Source organism: Vibrio metschnikovii CIP 69.14, assembly GCF_000176155.1.
GTDB classification, from domain to species: Bacteria; Pseudomonadota; Gammaproteobacteria; order Enterobacterales; family Vibrionaceae; genus Vibrio; species Vibrio metschnikovii.
The window spans coordinates 836452-855213 of sequence record NZ_ACZO01000007.1 but is presented as its reverse complement, the minus strand read 5'-3'; the positions used below and the strand labels follow the sequence as shown (position 1 = coordinate 855213).

19 protein-coding genes and 1 CRISPR repeat array (1 of these 20 only partly in view) are annotated in these 18762 nt (G+C 39.7%); of the genes, 3 read left to right on the top strand and 16 right to left on the bottom strand.

The genetic code is table 11. From position 1 onward, the window contains the following. Nucleotides 1–1020: 1020 nt before the first annotated feature. The 16 genes from VIB_RS15360 to VIB_RS15285 form a co-directional block, all read right to left on the bottom strand. Entirely contained in the window at nucleotides 1021–1434 is a 414-nt protein-coding gene (locus VIB_RS15360; protein WP_004397238.1) for a VOC family protein, read from the bottom strand. 181 nt (nucleotides 1435–1615) lie between these two features. After that, the gene (locus tag VIB_RS17800) at nucleotides 1616–1993 is read right to left on the bottom strand and encodes a hypothetical protein (RefSeq protein WP_167535089.1); all 378 of its coding nucleotides are present in this window, start codon (nucleotides 1991–1993) and stop codon (nucleotides 1616–1618) included. Nucleotides 1994–2066: 73 nt separating this feature from the next. Beyond that, nucleotides 2067–3596: an IS66-like element ISVme1 family transposase gene (locus VIB_RS15350; protein WP_004397236.1), complete on the bottom strand. Its 1530-nt coding sequence runs from the start codon at nucleotides 3594–3596 to the stop codon at nucleotides 2067–2069. Between the two features lie 89 nt (nucleotides 3597–3685). After that, nucleotides 3686–4033, bottom strand: a complete 348-nt coding sequence (gene tnpB / locus VIB_RS15345) for an IS66 family insertion sequence element accessory protein TnpB (protein ID WP_040904400.1) — start codon at nucleotides 4031–4033, stop codon at nucleotides 3686–3688. After that, entirely contained in the window at nucleotides 4027–4335 is a 309-nt protein-coding gene (gene tnpA / locus VIB_RS15340; protein WP_040904403.1) for an IS66 family insertion sequence element accessory protein TnpA, read from the bottom strand. The genes tnpB and tnpA overlap by 7 nt, the downstream gene beginning before the upstream one ends. Before the next feature lie 292 nt (nucleotides 4336–4627). Continuing rightward, nucleotides 4628–5467, bottom strand: a complete 840-nt coding sequence (locus tag VIB_RS17120; protein WP_004397235.1) for an HNH endonuclease — start codon at nucleotides 5465–5467, stop codon at nucleotides 4628–4630. Nucleotides 5468–5469: 2 nt separating this feature from the next. Next, a complete protein-coding gene (locus VIB_RS15330; protein ID WP_004397234.1) occupies nucleotides 5470–7047 on the bottom strand; it encodes an AAA family ATPase in 1578 nt (525 codons plus the stop codon). 171 nt (nucleotides 7048–7218) lie between these two features. Then, a complete protein-coding gene (locus VIB_RS15325; protein WP_004397233.1) occupies nucleotides 7219–8139 on the bottom strand; it encodes a hypothetical protein in 921 nt (306 codons plus the stop codon). Between the two features lie 2146 nt (nucleotides 8140–10285). Beyond that, nucleotides 10286–10645, bottom strand: a complete 360-nt coding sequence (locus tag VIB_RS15320) for a VOC family protein (protein ID WP_004396253.1) — start codon at nucleotides 10643–10645, stop codon at nucleotides 10286–10288. A 155-nt stretch (nucleotides 10646–10800) separates the two neighbouring features. Beyond that, nucleotides 10801–11214, bottom strand: a complete 414-nt coding sequence (locus VIB_RS15315) for a VOC family protein (protein ID WP_040905378.1) — start codon at nucleotides 11212–11214, stop codon at nucleotides 10801–10803. Between the two features lie 189 nt (nucleotides 11215–11403). Further along, nucleotides 11404–11691: a type II toxin-antitoxin system RelE family toxin gene (locus VIB_RS15310; protein WP_000221356.1), complete on the bottom strand. Its 288-nt coding sequence runs from the start codon at nucleotides 11689–11691 to the stop codon at nucleotides 11404–11406. Next, on the bottom strand, nucleotides 11681–11932 hold the full coding sequence (locus VIB_RS15305; RefSeq protein ID WP_001250181.1) for a type II toxin-antitoxin system Phd/YefM family antitoxin: 252 nt from the start codon (nucleotides 11930–11932) through the stop codon (nucleotides 11681–11683). The genes VIB_RS15310 and VIB_RS15305 overlap by 11 nt, the downstream gene beginning before the upstream one ends. 207 nt (nucleotides 11933–12139) lie before the next feature. After that, the gene (locus tag VIB_RS15300) at nucleotides 12140–12739 is read right to left on the bottom strand and encodes a pentapeptide repeat-containing protein (protein ID WP_004397231.1); all 600 of its coding nucleotides are present in this window, start codon (nucleotides 12737–12739) and stop codon (nucleotides 12140–12142) included. A 147-nt stretch (nucleotides 12740–12886) separates the two neighbouring features. Continuing rightward, nucleotides 12887–13162, bottom strand: a complete 276-nt coding sequence (locus VIB_RS15295) for a hypothetical protein (RefSeq protein WP_004397230.1) — start codon at nucleotides 13160–13162, stop codon at nucleotides 12887–12889. Nucleotides 13163–14000: 838 nt separating this feature from the next. Continuing rightward, the gene (locus VIB_RS15290; protein WP_040905372.1) at nucleotides 14001–14468 is read right to left on the bottom strand and encodes a GNAT family N-acetyltransferase; all 468 of its coding nucleotides are present in this window, start codon (nucleotides 14466–14468) and stop codon (nucleotides 14001–14003) included. Between the two features lie 135 nt (nucleotides 14469–14603). Continuing rightward, a complete protein-coding gene (locus VIB_RS15285) occupies nucleotides 14604–15074 on the bottom strand; it encodes an HPP family protein (protein WP_040905370.1) in 471 nt (156 codons plus the stop codon). 94 nt (nucleotides 15075–15168) lie between these two features. Here VIB_RS15285 and VIB_RS15280 point away from each other — a divergent pair, with 94 nt between their 5' ends. From VIB_RS15280 to VIB_RS15270, 3 genes are all read left to right on the top strand, one after another. Further along, nucleotides 15169–15720: a TetR/AcrR family transcriptional regulator gene (locus VIB_RS15280; protein WP_040905368.1), complete on the top strand. Its 552-nt coding sequence runs from the start codon at nucleotides 15169–15171 to the stop codon at nucleotides 15718–15720. A gap of 917 nt (nucleotides 15721–16637) precedes the next feature. Continuing rightward, entirely contained in the window at nucleotides 16638–17444 is an 807-nt protein-coding gene (locus VIB_RS15275) for a HipA family kinase (protein ID WP_004397228.1), read from the top strand. Then, complete coding sequence (locus VIB_RS15270; protein WP_040905367.1) at nucleotides 17445–18314, top strand: hypothetical protein; 870 nt, start codon at nucleotides 17445–17447, stop codon at nucleotides 18312–18314. It begins immediately after the preceding gene. Between the two features lie 203 nt (nucleotides 18315–18517). Then, nucleotides 18518–18762: direct repeats of the CRISPR family, unit length 28 nt; unit sequence TTTCTAAGCTGCCTGTGCGGCAGTGAAC (it continues 83 nt past the right edge of the window).

The following is an 18762-nucleotide window of genomic DNA, read 5'->3' as shown; positions in this document are numbered from 1 at the left end:
AAAAATGCCACGCGTTGAGGGTCTGCTTGAATTGTTTGTTATATTTCAGTTCCAGATAGCTACTGAAACACCAAGCAACCCTTATAAAATAGCAAACAACATCAAATACTTAATGTAAAATGAGCTAACTTTTGATACAGAAAAACCGTTAATTTTTAAATCGACTCAAGCTTACCCATTGATTCTAATGATAAATATTAGATAAATAAGCAATTAATGCAAACCAAATTAAAATAGCTGCCAAATGCGATTAAACGATAATGTTTGTTAGTCATTGATATACTTGATCAAACCAACAGCTATCCATCACAAAAAATCATGAGCCAGCAAAGATTCCACATTACCACTTAACTTTTAAATTTGTAACACGTTGAATTTAAGAGAAATATAACGCCCGCTTAAGGGGCTGACAACGCTACTACCAACCTTCCGCATAACACTGAAACCACCGAAATCAACGCATAATAAAAATGCCGCGCGTTGGAAGTCCCTCTTGAAGCGTTTGTTATGCTTTATTACTTATTGATTACATTGAATTTTTTCAACGCTTATTGGTTAAAACAACTTTAACTCAAAATGATAAACTTGCCTACTTTCAGCAAGTATTGTTGTCAATAAGATCCCAAACAAGTTGAAGCGAAATAACCTGTGGAATCAATGAGCCAGCAACGCCAAAGGAAGAGACCTTTCAGCAACAATCAAACCTTTTTGCACACACAATTTATCAGAGCAAAACCCGACAAAAACACAAAAGCATCGTTCAACTTTCAATCGCCACAAAAAAGAACAATAAACTCATAATATCAATAAATTAGAATAGGAAAACTTCTAAATCAGACTGAGTTTTCCCATTAAAATTTATATATTGATTTTGCTGAGGTTCAATAAAGCATAACGCCCGCTTAAGGGGCTGACAACGCTACTACCAAGTTTCCGCATAACACCGTAACCACACAAACCAACGCATAGTAAAAATGCCACGCGTTGGAAGTCCCTCTTGAAGCGTTTGTTATGTGCGTACTAACGATGATCGCTGCTTAATTGCAACAAATCCCACTTATTTCCATAAAGATCCTGAAATACTACAACCGTTCCATACTCTTCAATTCGTGGCGCTTCGTTGAAAACAACACCATTCTCTTTCATCAGCTCATAATCTCGCCAAAAGTCATTCGTTTGTAGAAATAGGAAAACTCTACCGCCAGTTTGATTACCGATAAACTGAGTTTGTTCATCTGTACTCGCTTGAGCTAACAGTAAATTTGTCCCATTCGAATTGGGTGGTGAAACTTGAACCCAACGCTTACCGCCACCTAAATCGGTATCTTCAACTAGCGTAAACTGAAGCTTTTTAGTATAGAAATCAATGGCATCATCGTAGTTTTCGACCACCAGGGCGATATTGCCAATTTGCTGTTGGACGACTTTAGGCATAATTGCTTTCCAATAGTTTAAACACCTGATTCTATACTACTTTTGAACGTTTACCGAAAGCACATAACGCCCGCTTAAGGGGCAGCCAACGCTACTACCAACTTACCGCATAACACCGTAACCACAAAAACCAACGCATAGTAAAAATGCCACGCGTTGGCTGTCCCTCTTGAAGCGTTTGTTAGGAGTTTTCAATCTCCGCATCCCACATGTCGGTATCGCCATTAAACCTTTTGTACCAACTCCGTAGCGATACGTTGGATACGCTATTACTTTGTGCCCCCAACATTAGTGCTTCTGATATTTCAGCAAGCTCTGTATGCCTTTCAGTCGCATATGGCAATAATTTTTCAATTAAAAACAGAAGTCTAACAATGTTTCTCTGTTCTTGAGCTTGAAGTTTCTCTTGGGTTAGCAAATGCAAAACTTGAGCAGTGAGAACAGGTAAAATTATATTCAAATTCTTCTTTCGCTTAAGCCAAATTCCTTCGACTAAACTAATGCCTATTGTTCTAGATTGAGCACCTTGATTAAAATAATTGAGAGTCTTTTCTAGCAACTCGGCTTCATTTTTATCTTTAGCTTCCCTGAAGGTAAATACAAATGTAAGCGCCTAGTTAACCAGTGAGACCTTATTCAGCCTCGCTGATTTCTACATTCCATGGCATAAGATCAGTTAAATCATCGCTTGGTGAACGCTTCGGTAACTCCCTGAACAGGTGCACGAAGTAGAAGTAGGGATTGATGTCGTTGGCACGGCAAGTCATGACCAGGCTATAGAGGTTTGCGCTGGCCTTTGCTCCGTCTACTGAAGTTGAGAACATCCAATTTTTGCGCCCCGTGGTAAACGGACGCACATCTCTCTCAGTCACGTTATTATCGATGCTGATATGACCGTCTTCAAGATACGTAAGAAGTTTTGGCCACTGGTTTATCGCATAGTTGATGGCGATCCCGAGCTTACCTTTCGGTAGTTGTGTTTCCTTAATTCCGACCAACCATTGATGGAACTCATCGAGTATAGGCTTGGCTTTTTGTTGCCTTATCTGTCGCCGCTTTTCTGGGCTTAGTTTTCTAGTCTCCCGTTCTATACCGTAAAGCTTCCCGATATAGTTCAGCGCTTTTTCTACACGGCCAACTTTCTTGGTCGGTTGAGCTTTTTGAGCATCGGTGAACTTACGTCTTGCATGGGCCATGCAACCCGCTTGCGTGACATCTTTAAGAGTGTCATATGCGGGATACCCATCCGACAGCAGATAACCAGAGTAATCACCAAGGAAGGTGTTGAGGCAGTTTGCCCCGCGCCCTGGCTGATAATCATAGATAACCACAGGTGACTTATGGAACTCGCCACTGCGATAGACCCACATATAGGACTTGCTTTGCGCTGTTTTCCCTGGCTCTGACAGTACCTGTACCGTGGTTTCGTCTGCGCAGATTAAGCTTTCAGATAACAAGCGTGCTTTCATCTGGTCGATAATGACGTCAACGTTGTTCCCTAGCTGAACACACCAGTTGGCCAGCGTACCTCGGCTAATATCGATGTCGCCTCGCTTAAGAATATCAACCTGACGGTATAGCGGTAGCGCATCAACGTATTTGGCAGTAACGATGGCGGCGAAGGTTTCTGGACAACCGATACTTTTCGGGATCATGCTGGCGGGTTTGGGGGCTGTGACGATCTTGCTGCTGGTTTCGGTGTGTTCACACTGACGGCAGGCATATTTGGTTCGTTCATGGCGGATCACACTGATTTTCTGAGGGATGATCTTCAGCTCTTCAGAGGTTTCCACCCCACATTTATGTAATTCGTGCCCACAACATTTGCAGTGTGGGGCATTCAGAGTGTGAACCTGAACTTCTCGCTCCAGCTCTTCAGGTAGCGGTTTACGTCCTTTTTTATGATGAGCTGGCTCTGGTTTGTGCAGTGCATTTTGCTGCTCGGCTTCATTGAAGGTACCTTTAACCACCTTTTCACTCTGGGAAGAGAACCGTTTGGATTTACTGAGGTTGAGTTGCTCAAGCAGGAGTTCCACCCGTGTTTTAAGCTCAGCCATTTCTTCTTGCTGGGCCTGTAGTTGCCTGTCCTTCGCTTTGTTTTCTTCCTGAAGTGCTAACAGCATCGCTTTCAGTTGTTCTACATCGTCAGGAAGGTGATTCATCGGTCAGGCTGCTCTTGGTCAGGATTATGCTGTTAGTCTGACAGGGTAAAAGGATCGTTCAAGTCCTTTATCACGATCATGGTATTGGCTCACACTTCAAGGCCATATAAGGGCTGATGAGCTTTAGGGTGTTCCAGATTAAGCCCAGAGAGTAACCATTGAAGTTGCTGTCTGGAGATAGCGACATGACCAGATGCATTGGGTTTAGGCCAGTTAAAACGACCTTTTTCCAGTCGGCGGTAATAAAGCCAAAAACCATTAGTATCCCAGAACAAGATCTTAATTTTGTCTCGGCCGCGGTTGCAGAAGATAAACCAGGCTTCACTGAACGGATCCATTTCCAACACATCAGCCACAATCAATGACAAGCCATCAATAGACTTGCGCATGTCAGTTATGCCCGAGACCAGGTAAATACCCAAGTTCGGTATTAACACGTCAGAGCCTGTAACCAGTTTTGGATTTGGTGTGCTGGCATGTTAGAGGGAAATTCAACGGTCATTCCTGTTGGTAGTGAAAGCATAACCGACTGGCGTTCCCCTATGCTTTTCGGGCTATCTTCTATCAGGACAGGATGCACCACTTGTTGCTGTTCGCCCCCATAAAGCTTTTTGCGCCAGTAGTAAAAGGTATTTACCGTCAGTTGGTTTGCCTTGCAAAACGCGACAATGGATAACTCACTTTGGCTCTGTTGCTCAATGATTTCTGCCCAGAATTGAGTTTTGTTCGATTGGTTCATAGTGACTCCTTGGTTGCGAAATCACTATGCCTAGAATGCTGAGTTATTGGTAGGTGGGTTTAAATAGACGCTTACATACAAATTGAAGAATGGCTAAAAACCAACCAGCAATTGCGATTAAAATTGTCCAGTTCATATAAGTTACCTGAAACTCCTAACGCCCGCTTAAGGGGCAGACAACGCTACTACTCACTTTCCGCATAACACCATAATCACGAAAACCAAAGCATGATAAAAATGCCACGCGTTGGCTGTCCCTCTTGAAGCGTTTGTTAGTTGCGTTGCACATTTATCATTGAAAGCCCCCATTACAGTACCAATCACTTGATGCCAAAGCTTGATACATTGCAGTTCTCCACCAGTTCAAATGAACACAAGCTGAAGCATCTTTCTTGCTATTTAAAAAATCTCTAACGCCCACCTTAGAAGAAATATCATAAACTTTCTTTAACTCATATTTCAAAGGAGCGAGCTCAGTCGCTACTTGGACAGAAAATCTAGTTGCCAATTTGAAATCGTCAAAGTGTGCTTTGACCCTATCTTTATCAATTTGATGCCAGTTATCTGGAGGACTAACATAAAATGTTACTGAGGCTGGCGATGTCTGTTTCACAGATGCATACAACCACTGTTCATTGAACAACTTATGATCAAAATATGGATGAATTACCTGACTCTTTTGGTCAGTGGCCACACCTTCGTTCTTACCTCTATTACAGTCACTACATGCAGGAACTAAGTTTATTGGGATTATCGAAAAGCTCGGATATTTTTTCTTAGGCATATAGTGGTCTAGGGTGGTTGCCTGAGAAAAACCACAAAAAGGGCATATACCATTAGGTGCCAAGCTTAAGAGTAAGTCATACTTTACTCTACCTGCCTTATTTTTGACAAGTTGCTGCTCATATAGTTTAACTAACTCGTCTTTTAGAAGCTTACCAGTAGCTTCATACTCGTCATTTAGCTTATACAGTAAAGAATAGCCTGCATGTATTTTATATACTTTGTAACATGCTCTAATATATGATTTTGAATTAGACAGCCTTACTCTGTTTTCATTATTTTGTATACCTTTAATGCAAGCATCAAAAATTTCATCTGCATCTAAAGTTGGCTTACAGATTGTGAACATACTTAATCCTCTATATTCGCAATTAGTGCACGAAGAATAGCTTGCCCCTCGTAACCAATTTGGTTTCGATAATCCCTAAGAATTTGATCGTAACTTTTTCCTTCTTTTACGCTTTTAGCTAGTAAATCATAAAAGCCAGATTTTGACACTTCGAGGCCAAAAATCTCTCTTGTCAAAATACCTACGTTCTCACCAAAAGTTTCACTCTTAGGCCGAGTAACAGTACTAACTGTACGATTTCGTCTTAATATTGACACACAAGACTTAGGTATTTCCTGCAAAACCACAGGAGAATGAGTTGCGATGATAGCAACACCATTACGATTCAATAACATGTCCGAAAGCGCACGTGTGAACGCAGAAAGTAAAGGAGGATGAAGGTGGCTTTCAGGTTCATCAATCAGTACAAGAGTTTTCTCTTCTAAACATTCAACTAAACGAGTTAAGATTAATAGCACAATCGCGTGACCTGAGCTTAGGCTGGTGAATTTTTCGATTGCTGCCAGACCTAAATTACGTCTATCTTCAGTTAAATCACCTGCTTCGATTTCAATAAGCGAATCTAGATCCATGTTTGAAAAATTCACATCTGACTCTAGTTTATGCACAGCATTTAACCAACGTTCTCTTTTACCACTTACAGACAAACAAACCTTCAGGCTATCCAGCAGTTCTTGACATAGTTCATCCTTAGTTTTGAGTCTATCTTCACCGTTGTAGCTAGACTGATTTATGGTTTTTAAGCCAATATAATTGAAGTCTATATTTTTCAAAGTCTCTTTAGGTGGTGGAGTAAAAGGATCAAAGGCACTAAATGAAACTGAAATTACACCTCGAAAATAATCATCTTCTAAGTCAATAGGACCAAAAATACTTGGTTGATAGAAATGCCCGACTTTAGACCTTTCACTATTTCCATTTGAAATTATAGCATTAACCATATTATTCAAAATGGTTGTTTTTCCTACTCCATTTCTACCAATCAATGCGTGTATATTACTAATGGGTTTTGATTCAGGATCAATATTAAATTCCAAGATTATTCCTGAACTAGTATCATCGGCTTCTGTTTCATAGTAGAAATCATATTTTGTAAGAGGAACTCCTCCCTCAATAATCCTTTTAAATTGACTAGTTATTACACTCAAAGAAACATTACGCAATAATGAAGCATGAAATACTGAATCCGCCCCCCTTGAGCCATCTCTTTCCGCGATAGATAACCTCTTACTACTGAAAACAATATCTCCCAATCCTGTCAGTAAAGCACTTTTAAATTCGCTAGTTAGTGAGTTATTAATTTTTTCATAAAACTCAGGCTCTTGACCCACTGAGAAAAATTCATTTGGCAATGAACGGAAATTTTTATCAATTTTTTCACTAGTCCAACCCTCAGACTGACCAAAGTAACCAATCTTTGTGACACCCAAGTCATACCGATTGCCTAACTCATCAAAAACGATTATCGTAAAGATAGTTTTAAAGCCAAAATCATCCCAGTTATCCTCCTTTAAATACACTGTATTCTTAGCGATCGCGGGTATAGGTTCACTTCTGGTTGATTTAATAAAAATTAACATAAATTTCTCTACTCTATTTTTTGGCACTTTACACATGGAAAACAATTTAGCAACTAACGCCCGCTTAAGGGGCAGACAACGCTACTACCAAGCTTCCGCACAACACCGTAATCACAAAAACCAACGCATAGTAAAAATGCCACGCGTTGGCTGTCCCTCTTGAAGCGTTTGTTAGTTGGCTTTTCGCGTACTAACCGCCTTCTTATTTTTGCGTCGGAGTCGATAACTGTCATACTTGGTAAGAACTGAACCAATTACTCTATACGTAAACCAATTGTAATATTCTGCTTCAAAACTCTCTTTGTGCTGAATATCGTAGTTTTCTTGATTCCACGACTCAATGTCATGCACCGTGATTTCCGAACAAACTAAATTACCTAAACCAACTTGCTCATACAAAAAATTTTCTAACTGCTCTTTTGACTCCAAGCTTTCTTTCGTCAACCGAAAGCCCTTGAAACACCTTATTTCATAGTCGCGAGGATAAATAGCAACAACCTCCTCTTTACCATTTTCAAGCTTAATATCAACTATGAACTTTGTGTTCCCACCATACGACTTTCCTTTGTATGTCCCACGGTTAATTCTTATCACCGCGGTAAGGTAGTTTTTGAAAAAGTCTACAATCGGATTCCATATACGAATGTAGTCATTTACTACGTACTTGCCGTCTGATGTTGAGAGCAATAACTGTTTTTTTACTTTTTTGTTATCAAATAAGCTATCCAGTCGAATTCTCTTCATATTCACGCTGTATAAGTCAACAGCATCGTATTCTTTTCGATAAACTTCGAAAGGCTTTAAAATTAATGGAGAGCTTTCGAAATTTTCTATTTCTAGAAAATAGTTATGCCCTATTTTTAGGTAAATACTAAAAATGACCGTAGAGCGATCTTTCAGGTTTTCTAATGTAACACTAGAAACATATTTATCTTCGCAAAAAATACTGGAGCAAGTGACATACGAACCTCTAACACTTGAACCTGATTTAAGAAGGTAGGTTCTAACTGTGTAAATAAGAGCAATCACAGATATAATAAACGCTACGATCGAGTTGATTAGCGATATAAAATTTCCAATTTCTTCACTCATTTCAATTCACTTCCATCATACATAGTTGCACTGCCAACTAACGCCCACTTAAGGGGCTGACAACGCGACTACCAACTTTCCGCACAACACTGAAACCACCGAAATCAACGCATAATGAAAATGCCGCGCGTTGGAAGTCCCTCTTGAAGTGTTTGTTATGCTTTATTACTTATTGATTAAATTGAACTTTTTCAACATTTATTGCTTACGAATACTTTAACTCAAAATAATAAACTTGCCTACTTTCAGCAATCATTTGTGCCGATAAGATCCCAAACAGGTTGAAGCGAATTAGCTTGCGGAATCAAGGGGTCAACAACACCAAAGGAAGAGACCTTTCAGCAACAATCGAACCTTTTACAAACACAATTTATCAGAGCAGAGCCGGAAAAAAGCGCACAAACATCGATAAACTTGCGCTAACCAAACACTGTCAGCAAGCAAGATGTTCATGAGATCCCAAACATGCTGAAGCGAAATAGCCAGTGGAATCAATGAACCAGTAACACCAAAGAAAGAGACTTTTCAGCAACTGTTGAATCTTTTGCGTACACAATTTATCAGAGCAAAGTTGTCCGAAAAAACAGAAGCCTCGTTCAACTTTCAATATCCACCCAAAAGAACAATAAACTCATAATATCAATCAATTAGAATAGAAAACCTTTAAATCAGGCTAGGTTTTCCCATTAAAATTTATATATTGATTTTGCTGAGGCTCAATAAAGCATAACGCCCGCTTAAGGGGCTGACAACGCTACTACCAACTTTCCGCATAACACCGTAACCACAAAAACCAACGCATAATAAAAATGCCACGCGTTGGAAGTCCCTCTTGAAGCGTTTGTTATAACAACATAACCACTTTCATTTGATATATCAATTAATTAGCTCTTGAGAGAAGAAGAGCGTCTTACCACATTGTGAACAGAAGTGTTCTCGATGATAAGTTCTATTTAATAACGCTCGTACATTGACTCGTGAATTTCCGCATGAATAACAAGAAACTCGGTTTTCTCGAAAATTGTTGGGATATAACTCCCGATATCGTTCGTATGTCATTTTCTCAAACATAGATAATTGGCTAAGTCGTGATTTCATAATAAGAAAAGGGATAGCAACAAACATACCTCCCCAAACCAGACCAAATAAGTTAAACCCTAATGCAATTGAAATTATGATTGCACTGCAACCAATCAGCATAAACAACGAACAAAATACAATTATTGAAATTTTTGAAGTTTTATAATTCATAGGACTCCCCGTGTGAAGAATTAGTTATATTGACAATTTAGTTATTTTTAATGATGCGATTACTAGCGCAATAATTAACTGTTGTTATAACGCCCGCTTAAGGGGCTGACAACGCTACTACCAAGCTTCCGCATAACACCGTAACCACAAAAATCAACGCATAATGAAAATGCCACGCGTTGGAAGTCCCTCTTGAAGCGTTTGTTATGTTTTATTACCTATTGATTACATTGGATTTTTACAATGATTATTGGTTCAAGACACTTTAACTCAAAATGATAAACTTGCCTACTTTCAGCAATCATTGGTGCCGATAAGATCCCAAATAAGTTGAAGCGAATTAGCCTGCGGAATCAAGGGACAAACAACACCAAAGGAAGAGACCGTTCAGCGACAATTGAACCTTTTGTGTGCACAATTTATCAGAGCAGAGCCGGGAAAAAGCGCAAAATCATCGATAAACTTGAACGAACCAAACACTGTCAGCAAGCAAGATGTTCATGAGATCCCAAACATGTTGAAGCGAAATAGCTTGTGGAATCAATGAGCCAGCAACGCCAAAGAAAGAGACCTTTCAGCAAAAATAGAACCTTTTGCGTACACAATTTATCAGAGCAGAACACGATAAAAACACAAAAGCATCGTTCAACTTTTAATCGCCACCAAAAAGAACAATAAACTCATAATATCAACAAATTAGAACAGAAAGCCTCTTAAATTAGACCAGATTTTCCCATTAAAATTTGTGAATTGATCTTGCTGAGGCTCAATAAAACATAACGCCGCGTTAAGGGGTGAGTAACGCAACGACCAACTCACCGCATCGCACTAAAAACCAATAAAATCAACGCATAATGAAAATGCTACGCGTTGCGAATCCCTCTTTAACGCTTTGTTATGCGCGTGCTTCAGACCAAACAGCAAATTCATTACCACTTGGCTCTATAAAATGAAAACGACAACCACCAGGAAATTCAAAGATTGGACGGATGATATCGCCGCCATTTTTCACAACTTTCTCCAATGTGCTTTCAATATCTGAACTATAGAAAACTAAGAGTGCGCCACCATTTTCAGTCCGACTAGAACGCTCAGATTTGAAAAAACCACCATCTAAACCTTCATTTGAAAAAGCTGCGTATTCAGGCCCATAGTCAACAAAGCTCCAGCCAAAAACCTTTGAAAAGAATGCCTTCGTTGACTCTAAGTCTTTCGCTGCAAATTCTACATAATTGAGCTTTTCATGCTGATTCATTCTTCTGTCATTTTTCCAATTAGCGCATAACGCCCGCTTAAGGGGCTGACAACGCGACTACCAAGTTTCCGCATAACACTGTAACCACCAAAATCAACGCATAATGAAAATGCCACGCGTTGGAAGTCCCTCTTGAAGCGTTTGTTATGTGCGTACTAACGATGATCGCTGCTTAATTGCAACAAATCCCACTTATTTCCATAAAGATCCTGAAATACTACAACCGTTCCATACTCTTCAATTCGTGGCGATTCGTTGAAAACAACACCGTTCGCTTTCATAAGCTCATAATCTCGCCAAAAGTCATTCGTTTGTAGAAATAGGAAAACTCTACCGCCAGTTTGGTTACCGATAAACTGAGTTTGTTCATCTGTACTCGCTTGGGCTAACAGTAAATTTGTCCCATTCGAATTGGGTGGTGAAACTTGAACCCATCGCTTACCGCCACCTAAATCGGTATCTTCGACTAGCGTAAACTGAAGCTTTTTAGTATAGAAATCAATGGCATCATCGTAGTTTTCGACGACAAGGGCGATATTGCCAATTTGCTGTTGGACGACTTTAGGCATAATTGCTTTCCAATAGTTTAAACACCTGATTCTATACTACTTTTGAACGTTTTCCGAAAGCACATAACGCCCGCTTAAGGGGCAGACAACGCTACTACCAACTTACCGCATAACATCGTAACCACAAAAGCCAACGCATAATAAAAATGCCACGCGTTGGCTGTCCCTCTTGAAGCGTTTGTTATGCCGCTAGCTGAAGCGTGAAGCCAGCTTCTTATAAACAGCGTCTTTGTCTCGTTTACCAACAGCGAGTACATAAACGACAACTTCATTATCGATGACTTCATAAGCCAAACGATAACCAGATGTACGAAGTTTGATTTTGTAAACAGAATCATAACCTCGTAATTTTGATGATGGGACGTGGGGGTTTTCTAGCCTTTCTTTGAGTTTCTTTTTAAATTGACTCTGAATCGTTGGCGCTAGCTTACTCCACTCCTTTTGGGCTGCTGGCAAAAACTTTAACTTATAAGTCATCAATATTGATTTCCACAGCTTGCGACAAATCACCACGACGACTATCTACTATTTGGGAAAGCTCATAATCATCAAGCATATCCATCAGATACTCGTAAGTTTCAGCCGGTACAAGGTAAGCTGCGGGTTTGTTGTGGTTAAGGATCGCAATAGCTGAACCATCTGCCTCGTTCAAAAGAGCAGTTGGATTTTTCTTTAACTCTGAAATACTGGCAGAGCAATTCGCTAATACCTGTCTCATAACTTCACCATATAAGCATTAAAATCAGACCTAATTTTAGACCTTAATTTAAGCAATTGCTAGAGATTTACAAAAGAGGCATAACGCCGCGTTAAGGGGTGAGCAACGCAACTACCAACTCACCGCATTACACTAAAAATCAATAAAATCAACGCATAACGAAAATGCTACGCGTTGCGAATCCCTCTTTAACGCTTTGTTAGGCTATTAATCCACCAGTTCAATACCCAGACTTTCTAGTAAGCTTAACGCTTCATAACGTGAAAACTTTGCCTTTTTAACGTTATTTTCTAATACGTCAATTGAGTATGCTGTTGATTCACTGAAATCAACACCTTGCAAATTTGTTTTCATAAATAAACTGTGGCTAAAATCGCTATAAGTCATTGTTGAACGAGCAAAGTTACCTTCACGGAAATCAACATCATGCAGCTTGCACTCATCAAAAACCAATTCATTTAAGGTCAAGCCAAAGAAAGACGAGTCGTTTAAAATACAACGCTTAAAACTTAGCTCAAAGTCTGAATGATAAACTGGCCATGTCGCTTTCGTCCAATCAACACCAACTAACTTACTGTCTTGAAATTTAAGCTCAAATAACTTTGAGTTAGCAAAATCGACCAAGCTCAAATTACAGCGTTCAAATGTGCAGTTTGTGAACTTACATCTATGAAATTTAACCGATGAGAAATCGCAATCAGAGAATTGGCAATCTTCAAATTCAACGTCGGTATATTCCTGCTCAGGGGTAGCAATCTTCTCAAATGAAACGTCGAAATATTGCTCATTATTTTTTAAATCGGTCATAGTATCCTCTGAATAGCCTAACGCCCGCTTAAGGGGCAGACAACGCTACTACCAACTTTCAGCATAGCACCGTAACCACAAAAACCAACGCATAGTAAAAATGCCGCGCGTTGGCTGTCCCTCTTGAAGCGTTTGTTATATGCGTACTCAAGTTTTAGCTGAGGACTGCTCAGTTGCAACAATTTGGTCATGCTGCATTTTTGTCGACCATACTGTTACTGCTGTATAAATAACAGTACAAAGCGCAATAACGACCGTTAAAGCTACAATAGACTTTTGATGCTTATCTTGAACTTTAGAGCTTTCTTCTATGGCTTTTTGATGCAATTTTTGATTTTCAGCTAGGGTATCAATTGCTGAAATCAGACGATTGCCTACCCCAACAACACGATCTGTAGATTGGCTTATTTGATTGTATTCCAATATCTCATCTCCATATTTCGTAAAAGCATATAACGCCCACTTAAGGGGCTGACAACGCTACTACCAAGTTTCTGCACAACACCGAAACCACCGAAATCAACGCATAATGAAAATGCTGCGCGTTGGAAGTCCCTCTTGAAGTGCTTGTTATGCCTTATTACTCATTGATTACATTGAATTTTTACAATGATTATCGGTTGCAGCCACTTTAACTCAAAATGATAAACTTGCCTACTTTCAGCAATCATTGGTGCAAATAAGATCCCAAATAAGTTGAAGCGAATTAGCCTGCGGAATCAAGGGGCAAACAACACCAAAGGAAGAGACCTTTCAGCGACAATTGAACCTTTTACGAACACAATTTATCAGAGCAGAACCAGACAAAAGCGCACAACCATCGATAAACTTGCGCTAACCAAACACTGCCAGCAAGTAAGATGTTCATGAGATCCCAAACATGCTGAAGCGAAATAGCCTGTGGAATCAATGAGCCAGCAACACCAAAGAAAGAGACCTTTCAGCAAAAATAGAACCTTTTGCGTACACAATTTATCAGGGCAAAGTTGGCCGAAAAAACAGAAGCCTCGTTCAACTTTCAATAGCCACGAAAAAGAACAATAAACTTATAATATCAATAAATTAGAATAGGAAAACTTCTAAATCAGACTGAGTTTTCCCATTAAAATTTATATATTGATTTTGCTGAGGCTCAATAAAGCATAACGCCCGGTTAAGGGGCAGCCAACGCCATTACCAAGCTTCCGCATAACACCGTAACCACAAAAAACCAACGCATAATAAAAATGCCGCGCGTTGGCTGTCCCTCTTGAACCGTTTGTTAGCTTACAGTTTTCCACAGAGTCTTTGATTGCTCTGCAAAACCAAGTTTTGTATAAAATTTTTGTGCATGACCATTGAATGCCATGACCTCAAGCTTTATTTGCTCTGCACCTTGAGATTTAGCCCAATCGCTACATTTAGCCATTAGTTGTGTCCCAATACCGGAAACTCGGACACTTTCATCGACTACAATCGTGCCAACACGACAAATCGGTATTTTAACTAGAAATGGAACTACTTCATTTTTACTAATAGTGGCAGTAATAAACCCAACTACAGCACCGGAAACTTCCGCTACAAGAAATAGCCTTGATTGATCATTTAAGGCACTAAGAAGAAACTCTTTTTCTTCGAAAGACGGTTCAACAAATGCTTCCGGAGCATTTTCAAAATGCATTATTCCTATTTGATAATTTAGACGCAAAAGTGAGTCTATATCTGATGCTTGAGCTTCTCTAATTTCCATTTTCGTTCTCTGAATATGATATGTAAGCTAACGCCGCGTTAAGGGGTGAGCAACGCAACGACCAACTAACCGCATTGCACTAAAAACCAATAAAATCAATGCATAACGAAAATTCCGCGCGTTGCGAATCCCTCTTTAACGCCTTGTTAGCACTTTAACTGTTTCCCACTTAACTACCAACATTTGCATACTTTTACCTGCTAATACAATCAAAATTGCACCTAATAAAACTGGCGTAATTAGAAAACCCCAACTTTGTCCCGATAGCATGATTAACAACGGATTTGCTCCTGCTGGGGGATGTGTCGTTTTTGTCATTAACATTGCACTCACCGCTATTCCCGTTGCTAGCGCCAATGTAACTGGTGATACACCAATATACTGCGTAAAAAACACCCCAACAAAAGCTGTAATTAAGTGTCCAAAAATAACATTTTTAGGCTGAGCAAGAGGGCTACTTGGCACCCCAAACACAAGTACCGCTGTAGCACCAAAAGGAGCCATTAATAAGGCAACTTCATTCAATGTTGAATCTAGAAAAGAGAGTAACCCTATGGCTAAAAAAGCCCCGACACCTGCAAAAATCGACATGACCATACTATTCATAAATACACTCCAAGAAAGTAGACCAATCTGTCTACACAAGCAGAGTAGACAATTCGGTCTACACATGTCAATATCTATTTAAAGGAGAAATAAAATGAATCCAAAACGTCAATTACTGATAGATACAGCATTAGACCTTTTTTATAAAAATGGAATAAATTCAATTGGAATCAATGAAGTAATCAGTGTTTCTGGTGTAGCAAAACGCACTCTCTATTCTCATTTTGAAAGTAAAGAAGCCTTAATTATTGCATCTTTACAAAAACGACACGAAATATTTACTTCGTGGTTAGAACACAAGCTCTCAGGTTCTAACTCAAATCAGGATGTCATTCACCGTTTATTTTTATCGCTAGCAAGTTGGTTTGAGCACAAAGAGAATATGTTAGGTGATTTTAGAGGCTGCTTTTTCATTAATACTTCAGCAGAATTTAGCAACATGAACAGCGAAATATTTCAATTCTGTCACTTCCACAAAGAACAAGTACGGGAAATTATTAGTCGCCATCTTATAAGTACCGATAACACATTACTCGATGCTATCTGTATTATGAAGGAGGGAGCAATAGTTACCGCACATCTCGGTGGAAATGGAAATTTGGTGACATCAAAATGTATTCAAATACTGGAATCGTTTGAGTGCTAACGCCCACTTAAGGGGCTGACAACGCTACTACCAAGTTTCCGCACAACACGGAAACCACCGAAATCAACGCATAATGAAAATGCTGCGCGTTGGAAGTCCCTCTTGAAGTGTTTGTTATGCTTTATTACTTATTGATTAAATTGAACTTTTTCAACGTTTATTGGTTAAAGCCACTTTAACTCAAAATGATAAACTTGCCTACTTTCAGCAAGTATTGTTGCCGATAAGATCCCAAACAAGTTGAAGCGAATTAGCCTGCGGAATCAAGGGGCAAACGACACCAAAGGAAGAGACCTTTCAGCAACAATCGAACCTTTTACGAACACAATTTATCAGAGCTGAGCCGGAAAAAAGCGCACAAACATCGATAAACTTGCGCTAACCAAACACTGTCAGCAAGCAAGATGTTCATGAGATCCCAAACATGCTGAAGCGAAATAGCCAGTGGAATCAATGAACCAGTAACACCAAAGAAAGAGACTTTTCAGCAACTGTTGAATCTTTTGCGTACACAATTTATCAGAGCAAAGTTGTCCGAAAAAACAGAAGCCTCGTTCAACTTTCAATATCCACCAAAAAGAACAATAAACTCATAATATCCATCAATTAGAATAGAAAACCTCTAAATCAGGCTAGGTTTTCCCATTAAAATTTATATATTGATTTTGCTGAGGTTCAATAAAGCATAACGCCGCATTAAGGGGCAGCCAACGCTACTACCAACTTACCGCATAACACCGTAACCACCAAAACCAACGCATAATAAAAATGCCACGCGTTGGCTGTCCCTCTTAAATGCTTTGTTAAGCAGCATTCTATTTACGTGCGCTGACTAACGTAAACAAATTTCTCTTGTTGACCATATACACTATTGGCTTAGACTACATGCAATATGAAACTCAAGTCCATACAACATAATGAATACATGCATTGAAGTGCTTTCATCCGAACAGCTATCGGCAGTTTATGCGCAGCAAACGTCTGGTTTGATGGCTCAAACCTATTCTTGTGGCATAAAGTGGAACGATGGGAAAAGTTCTAAAGCGTTTATCAAACGCTTTAGCAAAACACGTACGCTAGCTCTAGTAAACGAAATCACTGGGTATATTATTGCCAAACACTGTGGATTGCCCGTTCCTCAACATGCAGGATTGATTAGTACGACTCCACAACAATTTGATGACGATACAAACCAGTATGAAAACTGGGCATTCGTTGTTAGTAGCCTTGATGGTGCGACCCCTGGTAGCTTTTACGAAGTCGACGATATTAAATCATGTAAAACCTTAATGAATTTGGTTGCTGGCTGGGATAAAGTTTCTGACGCAATTGCATTTGATGATTGGGTAGCAAACGAAGACCGACACTTAGGTAACATTATGGTTGCGGGGAAAAACCGAATTTATCTTTTTGACCACAGCAACTTGCCTATTAATTTGAACTGGCAAGCTGACCAATTGGACCCGAACCACGTGGCAAAGAATGTTTTAACGAACAACCTCTACGCTTTAAACTGTACTCCTCTACCTGTAAAGTCAATGGTTGCTCATGCAACTAATGCTCATGAAGATGTCTACTATGCTACAAAGCAGGAGTTATGTTATTGGTGGGACGTTTTACTTAGTAAAGATCCTGAAAGACGCGCTGCCCTCGAAACATTTATTGAAACAAGGGCGACTTTAGGTAATGAACGCGTTTGCGAAAGCTTGAGAATGTTGGCATAAATGATGGATACGTTAAACGATATTTTAAACTCCACCACCCGAGTTACAAATGTTTCAGGTAACTGGTATCAGTTTCAGTGGACTCCCGATATATCAACGGGTGAGACACTGAACATTGGTGTAGGCTTCAAAGAGCAATCTGGTGAGTTCAGCTTACAAATGCTTGACTACTACGAGCGTATTAATTGTTTTTACGGCAAAGAAATGCAATTTCAGCTCGAGCTAGCATGCAACATTGCACGAGAATTAGTCTTTAAAAAAGAGCTAAACGACACACAGAACCTGACACCACAAATAACGTTAAAACGAATTGGTTTTGCTCAAGGGAGAGACGTTGCCGAAGTACTGAATAATTTGTATAAGAACACTATTCCACTGGGTAAAAAAGTACGAAAAGCAGCCACCAATAGATTTTCGTCTACTTCAAGAGATCATGTTTACAATAGCTTAAAAGAAAAACTTAAAGCGAATTTGGATGTAGCATATTCACTCCACGTGCCAGAGAACCCTTATCAAACGGTTAGTGAAGGAAACGTAATACATAATCTGTTTTTGCCTTATAAGAAAACAAATGGTGTAGCTACTCTTGTATCTACTGCCTATTCAGATGTCCAACGAGTAAAGTGCAATTTGTTTGATGGATATAGAGACATAGATATCGCATCTAATCACCTAAAAACCAAAGCGAATGCCGTGTTCTTAATGCTGCCTGACGACTCATTGAAAAGAGATGCACAGATTGAAATCGAGAACGAATTAGACAAGTTTATCTGGCTCTTAAAACCACATAACTTTCACGTTGGCTCGCATGTAAAGATAGATTCATTAGCGGATGAAATTGCCGAGTGGTGTAACATCCAAGTTGCTTGATATGTACTCTCAGTAGCTTGTATACAAGTTATTGTTTACAAGCTGCTGCTTAACGCCGCGTTAAGGGGTGAGCAACGCGACTACCAACTAACTGCATTACACTAAAAACTAATAAAATCAATGCATAACGAAAATGCTACGCGTTGCGAATCCCTCTTTAACGCTTTGTTAACTGGCCGATCCCAAATGCCAAAATTACCAATTTCTTAAGCTGCCTGTGCGGCAGTGAACATGATCGGCATACAAACGATGCAACTGACCAATTTCTAAGCTGCCTGTGCGGCAGTGAACAGAGCAGGAGCTTGATGCGGCAAATGCACGCTTTTCTAAGCTGCCTGTGCGGCAGTGAACGGGCGAACATTGCAAAAAAGTTTAACGGGTTATTTCTAAGCTGCCTGTGCGGCAGTGAACACATTCTCCGGCTCATGTATGGGACGCCGTGATTTCT

Coding starts and splice junctions, on each gene's coding strand:
- VIB_RS15360 (WP_004397238.1), bottom strand. CDS start 1,434: ATGCCTAAAGTCGTCCAACAGCAAATTGGCAATATCGCCCTGGTGGTC.
- VIB_RS15350 (WP_004397236.1), bottom strand. CDS start 3,596: ATGAATCACCTTCCTGACGATGTAGAACAACTGAAAGCGATGCTGTTA.
- tnpA (WP_040904403.1), bottom strand. CDS start 4,335: ATGAACCAATCGAACAAAACTCAATTCTGGGCAGAAATCATTGAGCAA.
- VIB_RS17120 (WP_004397235.1), bottom strand. CDS start 5,467: ATGTTCACAATCTGTAAGCCAACTTTAGATGCAGATGAAATTTTTGAT.
- VIB_RS15330 (WP_004397234.1), bottom strand. CDS start 7,047: ATGTTAATTTTTATTAAATCAACCAGAAGTGAACCTATACCCGCGATC.
- VIB_RS15325 (WP_004397233.1), bottom strand. CDS start 8,139: ATGAGTGAAGAAATTGGAAATTTTATATCGCTAATCAACTCGATCGTA.
- VIB_RS15320 (WP_004396253.1), bottom strand. CDS start 10,645: ATGAATCAGCATGAAAAGCTCAATTATGTAGAATTTGCAGCGAAAGAC.
- VIB_RS15315 (WP_040905378.1), bottom strand. CDS start 11,214: ATGCCTAAAGTCGTCCAACAGCAAATTGGCAATATCGCCCTTGTCGTC.
- VIB_RS15310 (WP_000221356.1), bottom strand. CDS start 11,691: ATGACTTATAAGTTAAAGTTTTTGCCAGCAGCCCAAAAGGAGTGGAGT.
- VIB_RS15305 (WP_001250181.1), bottom strand. CDS start 11,932: ATGAGACAGGTATTAGCGAATTGCTCTGCCAGTATTTCAGAGTTAAAG.
- VIB_RS15300 (WP_004397231.1), bottom strand. CDS start 12,739: ATGACCGATTTAAAAAATAATGAGCAATATTTCGACGTTTCATTTGAG.
- VIB_RS15290 (WP_040905372.1), bottom strand. CDS start 14,468: ATGGAAATTAGAGAAGCTCAAGCATCAGATATAGACTCACTTTTGCGT.
- VIB_RS15285 (WP_040905370.1), bottom strand. CDS start 15,074: ATGAATAGTATGGTCATGTCGATTTTTGCAGGTGTCGGGGCTTTTTTA.
- VIB_RS15280 (WP_040905368.1), top strand. CDS start 15,169: ATGAATCCAAAACGTCAATTACTGATAGATACAGCATTAGACCTTTTT.
- VIB_RS15275 (WP_004397228.1), top strand. CDS start 16,638: ATGAATACATGCATTGAAGTGCTTTCATCCGAACAGCTATCGGCAGTT.
- VIB_RS15270 (WP_040905367.1), top strand. CDS start 17,445: ATGATGGATACGTTAAACGATATTTTAAACTCCACCACCCGAGTTACA.